General features: G+C 38.4%; 18 protein-coding genes. 3 read left to right on the top strand and 15 right to left on the bottom strand.

Translation table 11 applies throughout. The features are described 5' to 3' along the window. Positions 1-46 precede the first annotated feature (46 nt). The 12 genes from ftsA to mraZ form a co-directional block, all read right to left on the bottom strand. Entirely contained in the window at positions 47-1,381 is a 1,335-nt protein-coding gene (gene ftsA / locus BXY75_RS12280; protein WP_121908059.1) for a cell division protein FtsA, read from the bottom strand. A 5-nt stretch (positions 1,382-1,386) separates the two neighbouring features. Continuing rightward, positions 1,387-2,103: a cell division protein FtsQ/DivIB gene (locus BXY75_RS12275; RefSeq protein WP_121908058.1), complete on the bottom strand. Its 717-nt coding sequence runs from the start codon at positions 2,101-2,103 to the stop codon at positions 1,387-1,389. After that, on the bottom strand, positions 2,093-3,445 hold the full coding sequence (murC, locus tag BXY75_RS12270; RefSeq protein ID WP_121908429.1) for a UDP-N-acetylmuramate--L-alanine ligase: 1,353 nt from the start codon (positions 3,443-3,445) through the stop codon (positions 2,093-2,095). The genes BXY75_RS12275 and murC overlap by 11 nt, the downstream gene beginning before the upstream one ends. A 13-nt stretch (positions 3,446-3,458) precedes the next feature. Next, positions 3,459-4,550, bottom strand: a complete 1,092-nt coding sequence (murG, locus tag BXY75_RS12265; protein WP_121908057.1) for an undecaprenyldiphospho-muramoylpentapeptide beta-N-acetylglucosaminyltransferase — start codon at positions 4,548-4,550, stop codon at positions 3,459-3,461. Next, complete coding sequence (locus BXY75_RS12260; RefSeq protein ID WP_121908056.1) at positions 4,537-5,727, bottom strand: FtsW/RodA/SpoVE family cell cycle protein; 1,191 nt, start codon at positions 5,725-5,727, stop codon at positions 4,537-4,539. The genes murG and BXY75_RS12260 overlap by 14 nt, the downstream gene beginning before the upstream one ends. A gap of 155 nt (positions 5,728-5,882) precedes the next feature. Beyond that, positions 5,883-7,223 (bottom strand): UDP-N-acetylmuramoyl-L-alanine--D-glutamate ligase, encoded by a 1,341-nt coding sequence (gene murD, locus BXY75_RS12255; protein ID WP_121908428.1) that lies wholly within the window; start codon positions 7,221-7,223, stop codon positions 5,883-5,885. Positions 7,224-7,317: 94 nt separating this feature from the next. Beyond that, positions 7,318-8,550, bottom strand: coding sequence for a phospho-N-acetylmuramoyl-pentapeptide-transferase (gene mraY / locus BXY75_RS12250; protein ID WP_121908055.1), 1,233 nt, complete (start codon positions 8,548-8,550; stop codon positions 7,318-7,320). Between the two features lie 3 nt (positions 8,551-8,553). Beyond that, positions 8,554-10,017, bottom strand: coding sequence for a UDP-N-acetylmuramoyl-L-alanyl-D-glutamate--2,6-diaminopimelate ligase (locus BXY75_RS12245; protein ID WP_121908054.1), 1,464 nt, complete (start codon positions 10,015-10,017; stop codon positions 8,554-8,556). Beyond that, positions 10,014-12,014 (bottom strand): penicillin-binding protein, encoded by a 2,001-nt coding sequence (locus BXY75_RS12240; RefSeq protein WP_121908053.1) that lies wholly within the window; start codon positions 12,012-12,014, stop codon positions 10,014-10,016. Before BXY75_RS12240 ends, BXY75_RS12245 begins: the two co-directional genes overlap by 4 nt. A 4-nt stretch (positions 12,015-12,018) precedes the next feature. Next, on the bottom strand, positions 12,019-12,339 hold the full coding sequence (locus BXY75_RS12235; protein ID WP_121908052.1) for an FtsL-like putative cell division protein: 321 nt from the start codon (positions 12,337-12,339) through the stop codon (positions 12,019-12,021). Beyond that, positions 12,340-13,236: a 16S rRNA (cytosine(1402)-N(4))-methyltransferase RsmH gene (gene rsmH / locus BXY75_RS12230; protein WP_121908427.1), complete on the bottom strand. Its 897-nt coding sequence runs from the start codon at positions 13,234-13,236 to the stop codon at positions 12,340-12,342. Then, on the bottom strand, positions 13,223-13,696 hold the full coding sequence (mraZ, locus tag BXY75_RS12225; RefSeq protein WP_121908051.1) for a division/cell wall cluster transcriptional repressor MraZ: 474 nt from the start codon (positions 13,694-13,696) through the stop codon (positions 13,223-13,225). The genes rsmH and mraZ overlap by 14 nt, the downstream gene beginning before the upstream one ends. Positions 13,697-13,903: 207 nt before the next feature. On the opposite strand from mraZ, the gene BXY75_RS12220 reads away from it, so the two are divergent. Next, complete coding sequence (locus tag BXY75_RS12220) at positions 13,904-14,668, top strand: alpha/beta fold hydrolase (protein WP_121908050.1); 765 nt, start codon at positions 13,904-13,906, stop codon at positions 14,666-14,668. 57 nt (positions 14,669-14,725) lie between these two features. Next, a complete protein-coding gene (gene yihA / locus BXY75_RS12215; RefSeq protein WP_121908049.1) occupies positions 14,726-15,325 on the top strand; it encodes a ribosome biogenesis GTP-binding protein YihA/YsxC in 600 nt (199 codons plus the stop codon). A gap of 238 nt (positions 15,326-15,563) precedes the next feature. Here the strand turns inward: yihA and BXY75_RS12210 are convergent, their stop codons facing one another. The 3 genes from BXY75_RS12210 to gldB all read right to left on the bottom strand — a co-directional run bounded on the left by BXY75_RS12210 (position 15,564) and on the right by gldB (position 17,333). Continuing rightward, a complete protein-coding gene (locus tag BXY75_RS12210) occupies positions 15,564-15,932 on the bottom strand; it encodes a GTPase (RefSeq protein WP_121908048.1) in 369 nt (122 codons plus the stop codon). A 106-nt stretch (positions 15,933-16,038) separates the two neighbouring features. After that, complete coding sequence (gene gldC, locus BXY75_RS12205) at positions 16,039-16,377, bottom strand: gliding motility protein GldC (protein ID WP_121908047.1); 339 nt, start codon at positions 16,375-16,377, stop codon at positions 16,039-16,041. After that, positions 16,377-17,333 carry a gliding motility lipoprotein GldB gene (gldB, locus tag BXY75_RS12200; protein WP_121908046.1) on the bottom strand — a complete coding sequence of 319 codons (957 nt, stop codon included), beginning with the start codon at positions 17,331-17,333 and terminating at the stop codon, positions 16,377-16,379. Before gldB ends, gldC begins: the two co-directional genes overlap by 1 nt. 155 nt (positions 17,334-17,488) lie before the next feature. On the opposite strand from gldB, the gene nadE reads away from it, so the two are divergent. Then, a complete protein-coding gene (gene nadE / locus BXY75_RS12195) occupies positions 17,489-18,280 on the top strand; it encodes an NAD(+) synthase (RefSeq protein WP_121908045.1) in 792 nt (263 codons plus the stop codon). The last annotated feature ends 59 nt before the right edge of the window (positions 18,281-18,339 follow it).

The raw sequence follows: 18,339 nt of genomic DNA, 5'->3' as shown, positions 1-18,339 counted from the left end.
ATTTTTATAGTCTTCGATACATTGCTAACTGTATCGACTTTCTTTCTTACTCGGCATTATCTAAAAACTCTTTGAACTTTTCGGCCCATTTATCAAAAAAGCGTTTTCGCTCTTTAGGTTCTTCTTTAATTACTTCATTTTTTTCAGGCTCATTTACATCTTCCACCCTTTCTTCCTTGCTTTCCTTTGCCTCGAAACGCTTATTCCCTGCGAATTTTTCTTTGCTTTGAAGACTATTCAAGACCAAACCAACCGCAGTGGCGTACAACGGACTTGTAGTTTCACTATCACTATCTCCCGCAAGGTGTTCGTTTGGATATCCAATTCGAGTATCCATGCCCGTGATGTATTCTACCAACTGCTTTAAGTGCTGTAATTGAGCACCACCTCCAGTAAGTACAATACCTGCAATTAATTTTTTCTTTTGTTCTTCATGACCGTAATTCTTGATCTCCAAATAGATCTGTTCAATGATTTCCACTACTCTGGCATGGATAATTTTTGACAGGTTCTTTAAAGTGATCTCTTTAGGCTCCCTGCCTCTTAAGCCGGGTATGGAAACGATCTCGTTATCCTTATTCTCTCCCGGCCAAGCGGATCCAAACTTTATCTTCAATAATTCCGCCTGCTTTTCTATAATTGAGCAGCCTTCTTTAATATCTTCTGTAATTACATTTCCGCCAAAAGGAATCACTGCCGTATGACGAATAATTCCATCTTTAAAAATGGCTAGATCTGAGGTTCCACCACCTATGTCGATTAGTGCAACTCCGGCTTCCTTTTCTTCCTGACTTAAAACTGCTTGTGCCGAAGCTAGTGGTTCAAGTGTAATTCCTGAAAGCTCTAAACCTGCACTTTTAATACATCTTCCTACGTTTCTAATAGAAGAAACCTGCCCTACAACTACATGGAAATTAGCTTCCAATCTTCCACCGTACATTCCTATCGGCTCTTTCACTTCTGCCTGTCCATCGACTTTAAAATCCTGAGGCAAAACGTGCAATATTTCTTCTCCTGGCAACATAACTAATTTATGCACCTGGTTACATAAGCGATCTATATCTTCTTCATCAATTACTTCATCGCTATTATTTCGTGTGATATAATCACTATGCTGAAGGCTTCTTATATGCTGCCCTGCAATTCCTACCACGACATCCTTAATCTTCATTCCTGAAGACGTTTCTGCATCCTGAACAGCTTGCTGGATAGACTGAATTGTCTGAGTAATATTATTAACCACCCCTCTATGAACACCTAGGCTCTTGGATTTCCCAATTCCCAAGATCTCAACTTTACCATAATCGTTTGTTTTACCAATCATGGCAACAATCTTTGTGGTCCCAATATCTAATCCTACAGCTATGTTATTGTTTTCCATTGCCTTTATCGTTTTGTGGCTACTACCTGACTTTCATATTGTAAATTCACAAGGCGATACTCGGTAAGGGTACTATCTTGTTTTGTTTTCTGATAAAAAGCTTTAAAATTCTGAAACTTCTTCTCTATAGCCTCCGGTTTCCCAAGCAGCACTTTAAAATTTTGTTTTCTCAATTGCATTTCAATAGAACCATCTTTTGTTACATTCAATCCAACTACACTTTTTTTCATAAACGGATCTTTATTAATTTTTAAAAGTAATTCAGTTACTTTTTCAAAATCCATTTTAGAATTTCCATCGATTAACGGCACTCTTGCCGAATACACAGACGACAATGGCATCTTTTTTCCATCCGCATCCAGATAAAAATCGGGAGTCCCTATAACTCTTCCAATGGGCGTACGTTGTTCAATCTTCGCGCCCAGTGTACCATCTACGGTGATAAAGACCTGAGCATCACGAATCATAGGGTTTTCCATGAGTCTCTGCTCCATTTCATTCAAAACTAAAGTTTCTTTATTGACGTTCGTAACTTTCTCTTGACTTTGTATCAACAATTTATTAACTGTGTTAATTGTGATAAAAGGACTGTTTTCATCGACAAAACTGACATCAATATGAGTTAAATTTCGACCCTCATTTCTACGTTTTGTAAAACTGAAAAGCAAAACTATCGCTATCGTTAAAAGCGCGAATTTTAGTATAATTAAACTAGTTTTCATCTTTCAGTTTTTGAGTTAACGCATCTACCTCCGCACCAATATCTCCGGCACCTACAAGCAATTGCACCCTACAATTTGATGCCATCATTTCTTTTCCTAACGCTTCTTTTGAAAGTATTTTTTTGTTTTTATTTTTTATTTTTTCTAACAACCAATCAGACGATATTCCTTCAATAGGTTCTTCTCTAGCTGGATAAATATCTAGCAACACGATCTCGTCAAATCTGGAAAGACTTTGTGCAAAACCCTCAACAAAGTCTCGAGTTCTACTAAATAAATGTGGCTGAAAGACGACTAATTTGCGATCCTCCGGATACATTTCACTCACTGCTTGATACAAGGCATCAATCTCTGTAGGGTGATGTGCGTAATCATCGATGAGTACTAAATCATCCGATTTAATTTTGTAAGAAAATCTTCTTTGAACTCCTTTAAAACTTAATAAAGCTTTGGATAGGCAATCGGTTGGGGAACCTGCTAAAATTGCCATACCCAAAGCAGTAATAGCATTAAATAGATTATGGTGACCGGGTAAAGAAAATTGTAGATCTTTTAGGGTTGTAAGCGGGGTTTTTAAATCGAAAACATAACTGCCATCTTCAATTCGAATATTTTGAGCTTCAAAATCGGCTGCTTCTCCAACAGCAACAGTTCGTCCATCTAACGGAAGACCTTTTTTGTATAAAAAGTTTTCCCTCTTCGGAAGTAATTTAGAAAAATCTCTAAAAGCATCCTCAATAGCTGAAGCATCTCCATAAATATCCAAATGATCGGCATCCATCGAAGTCACACAAGCGATATCGGGTTGTAATTGTAAGAAGGAACGATCAAATTCATCGGCTTCTACAACCGTGATCTCATGTCCCCGATAAATGAAATTCGAATTATAATTTTCTGCAATTCCCCCTAAAAAAGCTGTGACAGGCATATTACATTCAGCCAGTAAATGCCCTAAAATAGCAGATGTTGTTGTTTTTCCGTGCGTTCCAGCTACTGCAAGACATATAGAATCCTTGGTTATTTCTCCTAATAATGCTGCTCTTTTTATGGTAGAAAAACCTTCCGCAGTGAAATATTGTAATAATTTGTTGTGCTTCGGAATGGCAGGCGTGTAAACGATTAGCGTATGTTCCTTGTCGAGAACCTGAGTGGGAATATTAGATATATCATCTACAAATCCAACTTCAATTTCTTCCGAAGCTAACGAACTAGTAAGAGCAGATGGTGTTTTATCATAGCCATATACCGCATTGCCCTTTAACTTGAAATAACGAGCTAACGCACTCATGCCTATACCGCCAATGCCGACAAAGTAAAATGTTTGTATGTTTTCTAAATTAATCAACTCTCAATGTTCAATGTTCAATAATTTTCTCAATTTCATCAACGATTTCATTAGTTGCATTTGGTTTTGCCAACTTCTTTATGTTTTCTGAAAGTTCTTTCTGTCTTTTTTCTGAAGCCATTAAGGCTATAAATTCCGATTGAAACTTCTCAGACAATTCACTTTCCTTTATTAATAACGCTGCATTTTTTTCTGAAATTGCCATAGCATTCTTCGTTTGATGATCTTCTGCTACATTGGGCGACGGAATAAAAATGACCGGCTTACCCACAAGGCACAATTCAGAAACCGATAATGCACCGGCGCGGGACACAATAATATCGGCTGCTGCATAGGCCAGATCCATCCTGTTTAAGAAGGTATGTACTTGTACATTTTCAGAAGCTTTTCCTTTGTAATCGTTCTCGTAATATTTTCCGCATTGCCAAATGAGCTGTACTTTATTTTCAGCAAAAAAGGACAATGATTCATCAATCAACTGATTAATTTTTCTCGCTCCAAGACTTCCCCCCAGCACTAATACTGTCTTCAGATTTGGCTTCAGATTGAAAAACGAAAGCGATTCTGCTCTTTTTCCGGATACTTCCAAAAGATCTTGGCGAACAGGATTACCCGTTAGTACAATCTTTTCCGAAGGGAAGAACTTTTCCATCCCTTCATAAGCAACGCAAATCTTCTTCGCCTTCTTCGCCAACCATTTATTGGTAATCCCCGCATGACTATTCTGCTCCTGAATAAGACAAGGAATACCTTTATTAGAAGCTACTCTTAATAAGGGTCCGCTTGCAAATCCGCCGGTCCCTACCACAGCGTCAGGACGAAATTTTCTAATAATCGCCTTCGATCTTATTAAGCTAGAAGCCAGTTTTAAAGGAAACTGAGCATTTTGTAAAGTCAATTTTCGCTGAATCCCCGAAATCCATAGCCCTTCTATTTTGTACCCAGCCTGCGGCACCTTCTCCATTTCCATGCGATCCTGTGCTCCTACAAACAGAAATTCGGCATCTGGATAGCGGAATTTTAGTTCATTCGCAATCGCAACTGCCGGGTATATATGACCTCCGGTTCCTCCTCCACTTATGATGAATTTATAGGGCTTCACTTAAAATATCTAAAGGGTTTTGTTCTTTATCTTCTATAATTACAGGTTCTCTTTTTGCACTTACGCTTAATATCATTCCTAATGCAAGACAGGTCATCCAAATGGCGCTACCCCCACTACTTATTAGTGGCAATGTTTTTCCGGTTACGGGAAACAATTCTACAGCTACGCCCATATTTATTAAGGCCTGAAATACAATAGGTAGTCCCACCCCGATAACGAGTAATTTTCCGAAGAAAGAGCTTGCCTTGTGAGCAACAATCACTATTCGGAACAATAATAACAGGTACATAAACAATAGGAAAAACGCACCAACCAAACCAAACTCTTCCACAATAATGGCGTAGATAAAATCGGATGATGATTGAGGCAAGAAGTTTTTCTGCACACTCTTACCCGGACCTAAGCCCGTAACACCACCGGATGCGATCGCTATTTTTGCCTTTTCTATTTGGTAATCGGCTTCGGTATCTTCATTATCTACAAAGCTGTCGACACGGCTTATCCAGGTATCAACACGATTTGGAAACACCTCAGGGAATGCCTTTGCTGTGAGTACAAACAATGTTAACATTAACAGTCCGGCACCTAAGATGATTCCTAAATACTTGATGGGATAACCGCCTACGAAAACCAAAATAACCACCATCGCAAAAATTATTGCTGTGGTAGAAAAATTTGCGGGAAGAATTAAACCTAAAACCACAAAAACCGGCAACCACAATGGCAGTAAAGATTCTTTAAAAGTAATTACTTTGTCTTTTATCTTAGAGAGATACCTGGCCACATACGCCATTAGTACAACTGCAGCTAAGGCAGAAGTTTGAAAGGTCACTCCTACAAACGGAACCCGAATCCATCTACTTGCATTCGCCCCTTCGATGGTTGTACCTTCAGAAATAGTAATTATGAGAAGCAACACAACAACCGGCAAAGCAATAATTGATAAGCCTCTAAAATAATGAAAGGGTATTTTATGAACTCCATAAAGAATTGCAAATCCCAATACCAAGTGTGCAAAGTGTTTTAGCAAAAATGGCAAGGTGCTCCCATCTCCATATAAATAGGCCAAATTGCTACTGGCGCTATAGACCGGCAAGAAAGAAAATAACGCCAAAAGGGCAACTACTGCCCAAATCGCTTTATCACCTTGTATGTATTGAAATATGTTTTTCATTCTTCTTCTCGATACTATTTTTATTCCCGCTGGTCATCAAAAATCACTCCTTCTCGATACTATTTTTTATTCCCGCTGGTCATCAAAAATCACTCCTTCTCGATACAATCCCGATAGCTATCGGGACCACTCGAAGTGACAACTTAATTCTTAATTTAAAGATGTCTCACTGCTTCTTTAAATTGTCTCCCTCGGTCTTCGTAATTTTCAAATAGATCAAAACTTGCACAGGCGGGAGAAAGTAGCACTGTATCGCCTCTTTCTGCCAATCGATACGCCTGTTTTACAGCTTGTTCCATTGAATGAGTTTCAATTAAAGTCTCGGCAACGTTTCCGAAGGCTTCGATAATCTTTTCATTATCAACACCCAGGCAAATAATCCCTTTCACCTTTTCATTTACCAGAGGCAGTAGCTCTGTATAATCATTTCCTTTATCGACACCGCCAACAATCCAAACGGTTGGGGTAGACATACTATCTAAAGCGTAAAATGTAGCGTTTACATTGGTCGCTTTTGAATCGTTGACGTACATCACATTGTTGATTTTTAGTACTTTTTCCAAACGGTGTTCAACGCCCTGAAAGCTCTCTAAACATTCCCTGATGGTTGTTTTACGAATTTTCAACAAATTAGCTACCGTAGAAGCTGCCATTGCATTTTTTTGATTGTGTTTTCCTTGTAATCCTAATGTTCCGATCGGCATAGTGAGATTGTTATTGTCTATTGTTATTACTATTTCGTTGTTTATTATACATGCGCCTTGTTTCAATTGTTTTGTTACTGAAAAAGGCAATAATTGAGATTGTATTGGGTTTTGCGTAAGCCATTTATTTATTTCTATATCGTCTGCATCATAGATGAAATAATCATCCTTAGTCTGATTCATTGCTATCCTGAATTTCGAAGCGATATAATTTTCATATTTGTAATCGTATCGATCCAAATGATCCGGACTTAGATTCAATAGCACTGCAATATGTGGTGCAAACGAATCGATTCCGTCCAATTGAAAACTACTGAGTTCCAGAACGTAATTCTGATATCTTCCATCAGCAACCTGTTCGGCGAAGCTCTTTCCAATATTACCTCCTAAGGCAACATTTAATCCGCCTTGTTTTAGCAATTCGTAAGTGAGCGTCGCAGTGGTTGTTTTTCCATTGCTGCCCGTGATTCCTACTATGGTTGCCTCAGTGAATTTTGAAGCGAATTCAATTTCAGAAACCACCTTCACACCTTTAGCAATCAACTTGATGACAATTGGTGCATTATCAGGAATTCCCGGACTTTTCATTACTATGTCTGCTGAAAGTATTTTTGCTTCAGAATGACCTCCTTCTTCCCATTCAATCTCATGATGTAACAGAACTTGTTTGTATGATTCTTTTATTTTTCCGAAGTCTGACACAAACACTTCAAACTCCTTCTTTTTTCCTAAAATAGCCGTCCCCACTCCGCTTTCTCCTCCTCCTAAAACAACCAATCGTTGTTTCGAGATCTTAGCTTTAAAACCTGAGACTTGAGAATTCACCTTGACTGTATTTTATATTTGTTTTTCTCATATCTCATATCTCACGTCTTACCTCTGTTTTCTATCTTATCTTCAATGTCACGATAGTAATGATTGCTAGAAAAATTCCAACAATCCAAAACCGTGTTACTATCTTACTTTCGTGAAAACCCTTTATTTGATAATGATGATGCAAGGGCGACATTCTAAAGATTCGCCTTCCTTCACCAAATTTCTTTCTGGTGTATTTAAACCAACTCACCTGTAGCACCACAGATAGATTTTCTACCAAAAAGATTCCGCAGAGAATTGGGATCAACCATTCTTTTCGAATAGCAATTGCAATAACAGCGATAATTCCACCAATCGTCAAACTACCCGTGTCTCCCATAAACACTTGAGCCGGATAGGTATTATACCATAGAAATCCGATAAGCGCTCCTGTAAATGCCATGATAAAAATGGTCATTTCTCCAGTGTTCGGGATGTACATGATGTTTAGGTAATCTGAGAACACTACATTTCCTGAAACCCATGCAAAAATTGCCAAAGTAACTGCGATAATCGCTGATGTTCCTGCCGCCAAACCGTCTATACCATCGGTGAGGTTTGCTCCGTTCGAAACTGCTGTGATGATAAAAATGACAATAGGTATAAAAACTAGCCAGGCGTATTTCTTATAATCATCTCCAACCCATTTGATTAGATTTTCGTAGTTGAATTCGTTCTTCTTTACAAATGGAATTGTTGTTAATAAGGTCTTCTCCGCCGGATAAAATTCTCTGGCCGAATTTTGCGCCACGATTTCAGTACCCGTCACCGGATTCATCTTTTGACGTTTTACTGTAATATCGGGATGAAAGAACATAGTAGCGCCTACAATGATTCCGAGACCAACCTGTCCAACAACTTTGTAGCGTCCGGCAAGGCCTTCTTTATTTTTTCTGAATTTCTTTATATAATCATCTACAAATCCAATTATCCCCATCCAAACCGTGGTTACGAGTAGTAGGATCACATAAATATTCTCCAGTTTAGCGAATAGCAACACAGGGATAATTGTTGCAAGAATTATTATGATCCCACCCATAGTAGGTGTTCCTGCTTTTTCACTTTGTCCTTCTAATCCTAAATCACGAACAGTTTCACCAACTTGTTTTTTCTGTAAATAAGCTATTATCTTCTTCCCATAAACAGTTGCAATAAAGAGTGACAAAATTACTGCCAGTGACGCACGGAATGTGATAAACTGAAAGAGACTCGCCCCTGGTAGCTGGTAGGTTTTTTCTAAATAATCAAACAAATAGTACAACATAGTTTATTTATTTAGGGCTGTTAATAATTGATTTACCATCTTAAAATCATCGAAATCAAAACGTTCTCCTTTAATCTCCTGATAGGTCTCATGACCTTTTCCCGCCACTAGAATAATATCATTCTCATTGGCTAACTGACAGGCAGTTTTAATAGCCTGTTTGCGATCGGTTATTGACAAGGTCTTTTTATAATGTTCGGAAGGAACTCCTGCTTCGATTTCTTCAATAATTGTTTCAGGATCTTCACTTCTGGGATTGTCACTTGTAAAAATCACTTTGGTACTTAGACTTGCCGCAATATTTCCCATCACTGGTCTCTTTTGAGCATCTCTGTCGCCTCCACATCCCACCACAGTGATAATTTCCTCGTTACCAGTTCTGATGCTATTTATTGTCTCAAGCACATTTTTAAGAGCATCGGGAGTATGTGCATAATCGACTATAGCTGTAATATTTTTTTCTGAAACTAAATACTGAAATCTGCCGTCAACACTCTCCAATAGACTCATTGCTTGAAGCACCTCCATATTTTCCAATTCTAACAAATCTGAAGCAGCATAAATAGCGAGCATATTATAGGCATTAAAGCTACCTATAAGCTTTACCCATAATTCGTGATTGTTAATTTTAAGTAAAAGCCCCGTAAATTGATTTTCCAAAATCTGAGCTTTATAATCAGCATACGATTTTAAGGCATAGGTATATTTCTTAGCCTTTGTATTTTGAACCATCACCGCACCATTCTTATCATCTCCATTTATCAACGCGAAGGCCGTTTTGGGTAATTGATCAAAAAATAACTTTTTTACATCTCGGTATTCTTTAAAATCTTTGTGATAATCGAGGTGATCATGAGATAGGTTAGTGAAGATTCCTCCGGTAAAATGCAACCCTTCCGTACGTTTTTGGTGAATACCATGTGAACTTACTTCCATAAAACAGAATTCCACACCGGCGTCCACCATTTCCCTTAAATACCGGTTAATCGTCAACGAATCTGGGGTGGTATGAGTGGCTTTGTACTCCACTTCTCCAACCAATATTTTTACTGTAGAAAGTAAACCGGCTTCATAGCCCGTCTGCTTAAAAAGATTGTACAACAAAGTTGCGATGGTTGTTTTACCATTCGTTCCCGTCACTCCTATCAGCTTTAAATTTTCTGAAGGGTTATCATAAAAATTAGCTGCCATTAACGCCAATGCCTGATGGGAGTCAGCAACTTGAACAAAGGTAATTCCATTGACAAACTCTTCTGGCATTGCTTCACAAATTATAGCCACAGCACCTTTATCGCAGGCGGTTTTAATATAATCGTGCCCATTAGATAGCGAACCCTTTATAGCAATAAACACATCATCCAACGCTACTTTACGAGAATCGAAATGGAGATCGCGAACTGCCACAGCTGTATTTCCTACGACTTTCTCGAGGGTTACCTTATACAATATGTCTCTTAATAAGATCACGATAGTTTTAAAACAATTTGAGTTCCTTTTTTAATATTCTCTCCAGATTTTATCGATTGTTGCGACACAGATCCAATTCCCTGTGTTTTCACTTTTAAGCCTAAATTTTCCAATAGCGATACAGCATCCATTCCTGCCATTCCTTGTAGGTTTGGCATAAGAGTATATTTCTTTTGAGCCTTTGGGTAGTAACTTTCAAAATCCGTTTCAATTCGCTTATCGGATGCATCTAAATTGGCCACCTCAGCAACCAGCGGCGAGTCTGTAAATATCTTTTGAGCGATACGTTTAAACACTGGACCAGATACGTCGGCACCATAGAATCCCTTCTTAATACTTGGTTTATGAATGACAACAATGCACGAATACTTCGGATTCTCGGCCGGGAAATAACCCGCAAATGAAGAAACGTATCTGCGATTGCTCGCCCAATCTTTCATCCAGTATTCAGTTTGCGCGGTCCCTGTTTTTCCCGCCATTGAAAAGTTTTCAGAATACAATGACTTACCCGTTCCTCGTTTTACAATGTTTTTCAGAATTTCACGAATCTCATTAATGGTTTCTTCCGAAGCTATTTTATCATTCATCACTTCGGTATCGAAATGCTCCACTTCCCGATTCCATGATTTTATCTCTTTAATAAACAAAGGCTTTACCATAACACCATCGTTAGCCACTGCATTATAAAAAGTGAGGGTTTGAAGTGGTGTAAGACTCAAATTATATCCGTACGCCATAGATGGCAAGGCATTTCTACTCCATTTACTGTGTCCGGGTTCCGGAATCATGGGTTTTCCTTCTCCTTTAATTGGAATCCCAATAGGTGTATCAAGCCCCCAATCTTTTAAATGATTGATAAATTTTTCAGGATTTTTAGAATAGCCCTCATCAATGATTGTGGCTAAACCAATATTAGACGAAACTTCCAATGCTTTGGCTGCCGAAATCTTTCCGTAGCCACCATGATGAGAATCATTAATACGACGCCCATAAAATGACTTCGAACCTGCTTTTGTATCCACAACCGTAGAAGTATCAATTACCTTATCTTCCAAAGCGGCCATCATAGCCATTACTTTAAAGGTTGATCCAGGCTCATGAGATTCACCAATAGCATAATTCAATTTTTCATAATAAGTACCATCTTTGGTGCGGCCCAGATTAGAAACCGCCTTAATCTCACCGGTTTTTACCTCCATAACGATTACCGTACCATGCTCGGCTTCGTAATATTCTAATTGTTTTAGGAGGGCATGATGTGCAATATCCTGGATGTTTATATTAAGCGTAGAAACTATATCGTAACCATCCTGTGGCTCGATCTCATTATCATCATAAACAGGCTTCCATTGGCCTTTCGCAATTTTTTGTTTTAATCTCCTGCCTTCTTTTCCGTGTAAATAATCATTAAATGCACCTTCCAGGCCCACTGCATAATAACCGGGTTTCTGACTACTTTCACTACCCACCATTCGCTCGGCAATCTTTCCAATAGGATGTTCCCGAACCGTTCGCTGCTCGACAATTATTCCCCCTTTATAAGGGCCTAATCTGAAGAGTGGCATACTCTTTACCTTAATATATTCTGAATATCCTAGATTTTTGGCGACTGCCAGGTAGCGATTTTTGTTGGCACGTGCTTTTCTGAAAACATTCTGATAATAGGAAGCAGGTTTTCCAAACATCTTCCCCAATTCCTGTGAAAGTGGCACCATATTCTCTTTAAAGTTCTCTGAAGAAACCGTAACCGCATCGAAACGGATATCATACTTAGGCACCGAAGTCGCAAGCAAACTACCATCATCGGCATACACATTCCCCCTATTGGCGGTAATTACAAAATTCTTGGTGGTATTTTTGTGTGCCATCTCACGATACTTATCACCGTCAACAAACTGAATATCGATCAGTTTCACGGCAATTAGAAGCGCAAAGAGAAACATACCTCCGGCGATGATATATAAGCGATTCAATATGTTTTTATCTTCTACTGGCAACTCGCTACTTCTTTTTAGTTTTAATTTTTATTTTTTGCGGTGGCGTTTCTGAAGGCTCTAAACCCCTACCTGCCATGGCTTTTATCACTTTGCTTTCCATTCTGGATTGCATCAGTTTCATGCGCACATCCACATATTCACTTTTCAATTCTTTTACTTCATTACTTAATTGCGCAATGCGGTGCACCTTTTTATCGGCTGTATGCGAACTTGCGATCATAACCAAAGCCAAAGCCGATAGGAAAATGATAAAGCGCCAGTTTTTTAGGGCATCATCATTTACCAAAAACTTTCCTTTAATTATGTTGTAAAAGTTCTGCTTCATTTATAATTTTCTGGCGATTCGAAGTTTTGCGCTTCTTGCCCTATTATTTTCTTTTATTTCTGCTTCGGAAGGAATTATAAATTTTCCAACCGGTTTCATTGGCACTTCAACTCTTCCGAAGACATCTTTCTCCGGCTCTCCTTCAAACAAACCATTCCTCATAAAGCGTTTCACCAAACGGTCTTCCAATGAATGGTAGGAAATCACACTCAGTCTCCCATTGGGCTTCAACACTTCAAGAGTTTGGATTAGAAACTCCTTCAAAACATCCAACTCCTGATTTACCTCAATGCGAATCGCCTGGTATATCTGAGCAAGAATTTTATTCTCTTTATGTTGAGGCAAAAAGCGCTTTAAAGCGAGTTTTAATTGGTCACTAGATTTAATCGGGGTTTGTCCCCTGGCTTCAACGATCACTCTCGCCATGCCAGGCGCCGAACGTAATTCTCCATACTGCTGCAGCACATTTTTCAGCTTTACTTCTTCGTATTTGTTAACAACGTGATAGGCAGAAAAGTCTGTGTCCTGATTCATACGCATATCCAGATCGGCTTCAAAACGCGTTGAAAAACCACGTTCTGCCACGTCAAATTGATGAGAAGAAACACCAAAATCGGCTAGAATTCCATCGACTTCTAGCTGTCCATGGAAGCGTAAAAATCTTTTTATAAATCTGAAGTTTTCGTTGATAAGTGTAAATCTTGGGTCGTCGATTGTATTTTCAAGAGCATCTTTATCCTGATCGAAAGCTAGCAATCTTCCTTTTGGACCAAGTCTGTTTAAAATTTCTCTGGAATGACCCCCGCCGCCAAAAGTGACATCCACATAAACCCCGTCGGGTTGGATGTTAAGCCCATCTACAGTTTCGGTTAATAAAACCGGATTATGATATTCCATTTGCTGCGTCACTTTCATCTCCCATTACCTCTTCCGCCAGATCCGCAAAATCACTGGCAGCATCGTCAATGGCCTGTTCATATTTATCTTTATCCCATATTTCGACAATATTAATTGCCGATGAGATCACAATTTCTTTTTGAATTCCCGCAAACGACATCAAATCTTTCGGGATTAGCAATCTTCCCGTCGCATCCAATTCTACCGTTTTTACACCTGCCGTAAAACGACGTATGAAATCGTTGTTTTTGCGGTTAAATCGATTCAACTGTCCCATTTTTTGCATCAACGCATTCCACTCTGCCATAGGGTACAATTCAAGACATGCCTGAAATACCGCCCGCTTAATTACAAAGCCATTGGTCATTACAGGAGTCAGCTGTTTCTTCAAAGGAGACGGCACCATGACCCTTCCTTTGACGTCTGCTTTGCACTCGTATGTCCCTATTAAATTGAGCATTAGACGGTTGATTATTATCGATAATAGCTCCAAATATAAATAACTTTTACCACTTTTTACCACAATTTACCACTTTGTTGATAAGTTTTACCACCTCCAAATGATCTCATTAACTTCAGAAAAAAGCATTTAAATAGGCTTAGAATTTTAAAATCGTGATTCAGAGAAATTTGTTTACTTTTGCTTCTATTAATTGTAGCATCCAGAATGACGCATAACTTAAAAAAAGAAGGTAAATTCTCATATTTTGAAGTTGGTGAAGGAACACCTATCATAGTCCTTCACGGACTTATGGGAGGCCTTAGCAACTTTGATGGTGTTTCTAATTATTTCCCTGAAAAAGGATATAAACTTGTTATCCCTGAGCTACCTATTTACACCATGTCTTTACTAAATACCAACGTAAAGAAATTTGCAAAATACGTTTCAGATTTTATCGATCACAAAGGATATAAAGACGTAATCCTGCTCGGGAATTCATTGGGAGGTCATATTGGATTACTCTGTACTAAATTATATCCAGCAAAAGTAAAAGCACTTGTAATAACTGGAAGTTCCGGCTTATATGAAAGCGCCATGGGAGAGAGTTACCCAAAGCGTGGTGATAGGGATTACATTCGTAAAAAGGCCGAAAACGTATTTTTCGACCCTAAAATTGCAACTAAGGAAATTGTGGATGAAGTTTACGAAACTGTAAATGATCGTAATAAGCTGATTCGCACCCTTGCCATTGCAAAAAGTGCGATTAGGCATAATATGGCGAAAGATCTTCCTAAAATGAACACGCCTACCTGCATCATTTGGGGTAAAAACGATAACGTGACACCACCATCGGTTGCTGAAGATTTCGACAAACTACTTCCTGATTCAGACCTTTATTGGATCGACGAATGTGGTCATGCGGCCATGATGGAACATCCCGACAAATTCAATGAACTGTTAAACGAATGGCTTCAAAAAAGAGGGTTTTAACAATTGCCCCAACCATTGTCATAGCAGCTTTTATAATAATTCTTCAATAAATTTCCAATGCAGATAAAATCGGCAGAATTCGTAATGAGTAACAGTGATGTTGCTAAATGTCCAAAAGACCGTCTTCCGGAATACGCTTTTATTGGCCGTTCTAATGTTGGAAAATCATCGCTCATCAATATGTTGATGCAGCGAAAAAGTTTAGCTAAAACTAGTGGTAGACCAGGAAAAACACAGTTGATCAATCATTTTTTGATCAATAAAAACTGGTATCTGGTTGATTTACCTGGTTATGGGTATGCTAGAGTTTCAAAAAGCTCGAAAAAGGTATTTCAAAAGTTCATAACCAAATATTTTCAGAAAAGAGAACAGATGCTGTTGGCTTTTGTCTTAGTAGATTGTCGCCACGAACCTCAACCTATAGACTTGGAATTCATGCAGTGGATGGGCGAAAATGGCGTTCCTTTCTCTATTATTTTTACTAAGGCCGATAAGCTAAAACCCAATGCACTAAAACGCAATGTTGAAGCTTACCAACAAAAAATGCTGGAAACCTGGGAAGAAATGCCACAACATTTTGTCACCTCATCAAGTAGTAACGAAGGGCGAGATGAATTGCTGGGATATATTGGGAGTGTAAATGCTAATATTCAATGATCAATTCTCAACAATCAATTCAGAATTCAGAATTTATTGAGATTTGCTCAACTCCCCCTTCGAAGGGGGCTAGGGGGATATTTTAATAGTTGATAGTACTTAGCAACTCTGCAACTTTGGGGGTGTCTAGAATTTCTCGATACTATTTTAAAATTGCTACGCATTTTAAAATCACTCGAAGTGACAATCGAAATCATCGAGAGTATTGTAGTTAGGTTGACCATCAAGTTCTACTTTCTCAAACCCAATCCTCATGCCGATTATTTATTTCTACGATCAGGTCTGAAATATTCTCAAGCCCTTCCATCACTTCCGAAGTCATAAAAACTTGCAGTTCTCCATTTTCTTCTGAAAGCACAACGGGAAAATCATATTTGGGAAGCCATTTTGAACGATACTGTTTCAGAAATTCATCTTTGTGCAAAAACACCATCTCTATATCTGAAGTTTCTCGAAAAGCCTTCCATTCCTTGTTTTCAGAAAAGTTTCCGAAGGTAAGAGCACACAACTTACAATTGTAAGTCTCCGGACTAGCAATCTTATGCATGCTATCCATAGCCGCGTTGATAAATCCGGAGTTAGCATTATACACAAAAAGCAGCTTCATATTAGAATAAATTCTATAAGTAGTCAGTGGTCAGTGGTCAGTGGTCAGTGGTCAGTGGTCAGTAAAACTAATTTTATCTTTGTTAAAAGAGAATAACTGACTTAAATTACTTCTTCTTCAACTCTAACTTTTCTGCAAAATAATCGCAAAAATCACGCATGGTAGCGCTCATTTTTTCATCGTTGGTAGCACGCTGAAAAGTATCGGTCATCGCACTTAAAGTTTGATGAAAAAACACCTTCATTTCATCCAAGGGCATGTCTTTTGTCCAAAGGTCAATACGCAGTGCTTCTTTGGTTTTATGATCCCAAACCGATAACATAACAGCCTTTGAAGCTGCATTTTCTATACCTCCATCCTCAGCAGACCAGTGAAGGGCTTCAGGAACTTTATTCTCGTCCAAGGTTACGTTTATCTTTATTTCTGAAGTATGTTGTTTTGCCATTATTTTGCAGGTTTGTATTTGGATTCATTAAATAACTGATCAGTGTCTTTCATCATCAATTGACTTATGCTGGTATTAGTATTTTCCATATAAGATCGCACAATTTGCCAACCAAGAAATCTTCCCACCATTCCGGGAGATTCATTGTCGATTTCCAGATAAAATTTTGAAAATGGAGCCGGGATTATAAACTGACCTGGAAGTGTTGCACTCGTACTATAAAGAATTTCTTTTTCCACAAAATAACGCCACATATAGGTTTCGTTCTCCTGCGCCCATTTCAACTGTTCTTCTGTATAACCAATCTTTTCTGCGTCTGAAGTTTCAGGCAACCAAAGATCTTTTAAATATAATTCTTTACCGTAAAAAATCATTTGAGTCAACAAAGTTCTTTTCTGAGGTCTTGCAATTAGCTGCTTAGCGTAGGCTGAGGCAATATCTGGACCTAACTGAGATTCTTTCATGTTTTGTGCAATGTACTTTTTAATTCCACCATAAAATTTATGATCGCTACCCAAATAGGTATCCAATGCGATCACCATCAAGCTGTCCGCAACTATCACTTTATTCTGATAGTCCACGTCTGAAGTGGTAGTCACTACAGTTGGTGGTCTAAATTCAGGGAAGTAATATTTTATATGTTGAAAAAGAGAAAGAATTTCCTGCTCCATTTTTTCCTCGGAAGGAAACTGCCTAGCAACTTCTTGATTGAGTTCAACCTGAAGTGTGTCTGTCATTTTTTGTTCCCAGATCGTGTCGTTGAATTGCTTCGGAAAGAAAACAGGGTATTTCAGTTTTAAATCCTGCAAATCTGAAGGTTTCGCTGCTGCGAATTCTTTATCAAATCGAAGAATTTCGAATTCCATGGGAATAGCCGCTATAGTCTCTTCCAATTGGTCCTTATTGGAACAATTCAGAAATAAAACACTAATAAATAAATACAAATAATACTTCATACAATACAAATTGAAATTGAATAAGATCTCGTGTAAACTTTTCCTTACTTTTGTGCTGCAAAGGTATTTTTTTTAGTTCAGAGTATTAAATTTTAAGGTCTCAGTTTTAAGCTGGGGTTTAATTATTCTCAACTATAAATCTCAATCAACACAGGATGAAAACGGAAAAAGTAACAAATCATATCGTCAATTGGCTTAAAGAATATGCAACTAATGCCAAAATGGAAGGTTTTGTTGTAGGTGTTAGCGGAGGAATTGATTCTGCCGTTACCTCCTCTCTATGCGCAAAAACAGGGCTTAGAACACTTTGTGTCGAAATGCCTATTCATCAGGCGGAAAGTCAGGTTTCTAGAGGTGTTGAGCATATAAAACAGCTAAAGAAACGCTTCGCCAATGTCACAGATGTCCGTGTTGATCTCACCAATGTTTTTGAAGAGTTCAAGAAACAAGTTCCTCAATCTGGCAATTACACTAACTTAGACCTTGCTCTAGCCAATACCAGAGCTCGATTGCGCATGACAAATTTATACTATTTTGCAGGTCTACATAGATATTTGGTCGCTGGAACCGGAAACAAAGTGGAAGATTTCGGCGTAGGATTTTACACCAAATACGGAGATGGCGGTGTAGATTTAAGTCCGATAGCAGATCTTATGAAAAGTGAAGTGTATGAAATTGGACGTATATTGGAGGTGCCAAAGTCTATTTTACAAGCTGCTCCAACAGATGGATTATTTGGCGATAGTCGCACCGATGAAGATCAAATTGGAGCGAGTTATGATGAATTGGAATGGGCTATGAAAATGAAGGAGTTAGACAAACAAAGTAATGACTTTTTGGGTCGTGAAAAAGTGGTTTTCGAGATCTATAATCGCCTTAATAAAGCCAATAAACATAAGATGAACCCGATACCTGTCTGTGAAATTCCTCCTCATTTGAAAGATTAAGCGGATTTTATCGAGTTTTCGTGAGTTTGAACGAAAAGAAATTCAAGAGATTAAACTTT

It is taken from the genome of Ulvibacter antarcticus, from assembly GCF_003688405.1.
GTDB classification, from domain to species: Bacteria; Bacteroidota; Bacteroidia; order Flavobacteriales; family Flavobacteriaceae; genus Ulvibacter; species Ulvibacter antarcticus.
Note: the sequence above shows the minus strand (reverse complement) of the source record. Positions and strands in the feature narration are given on the sequence as shown.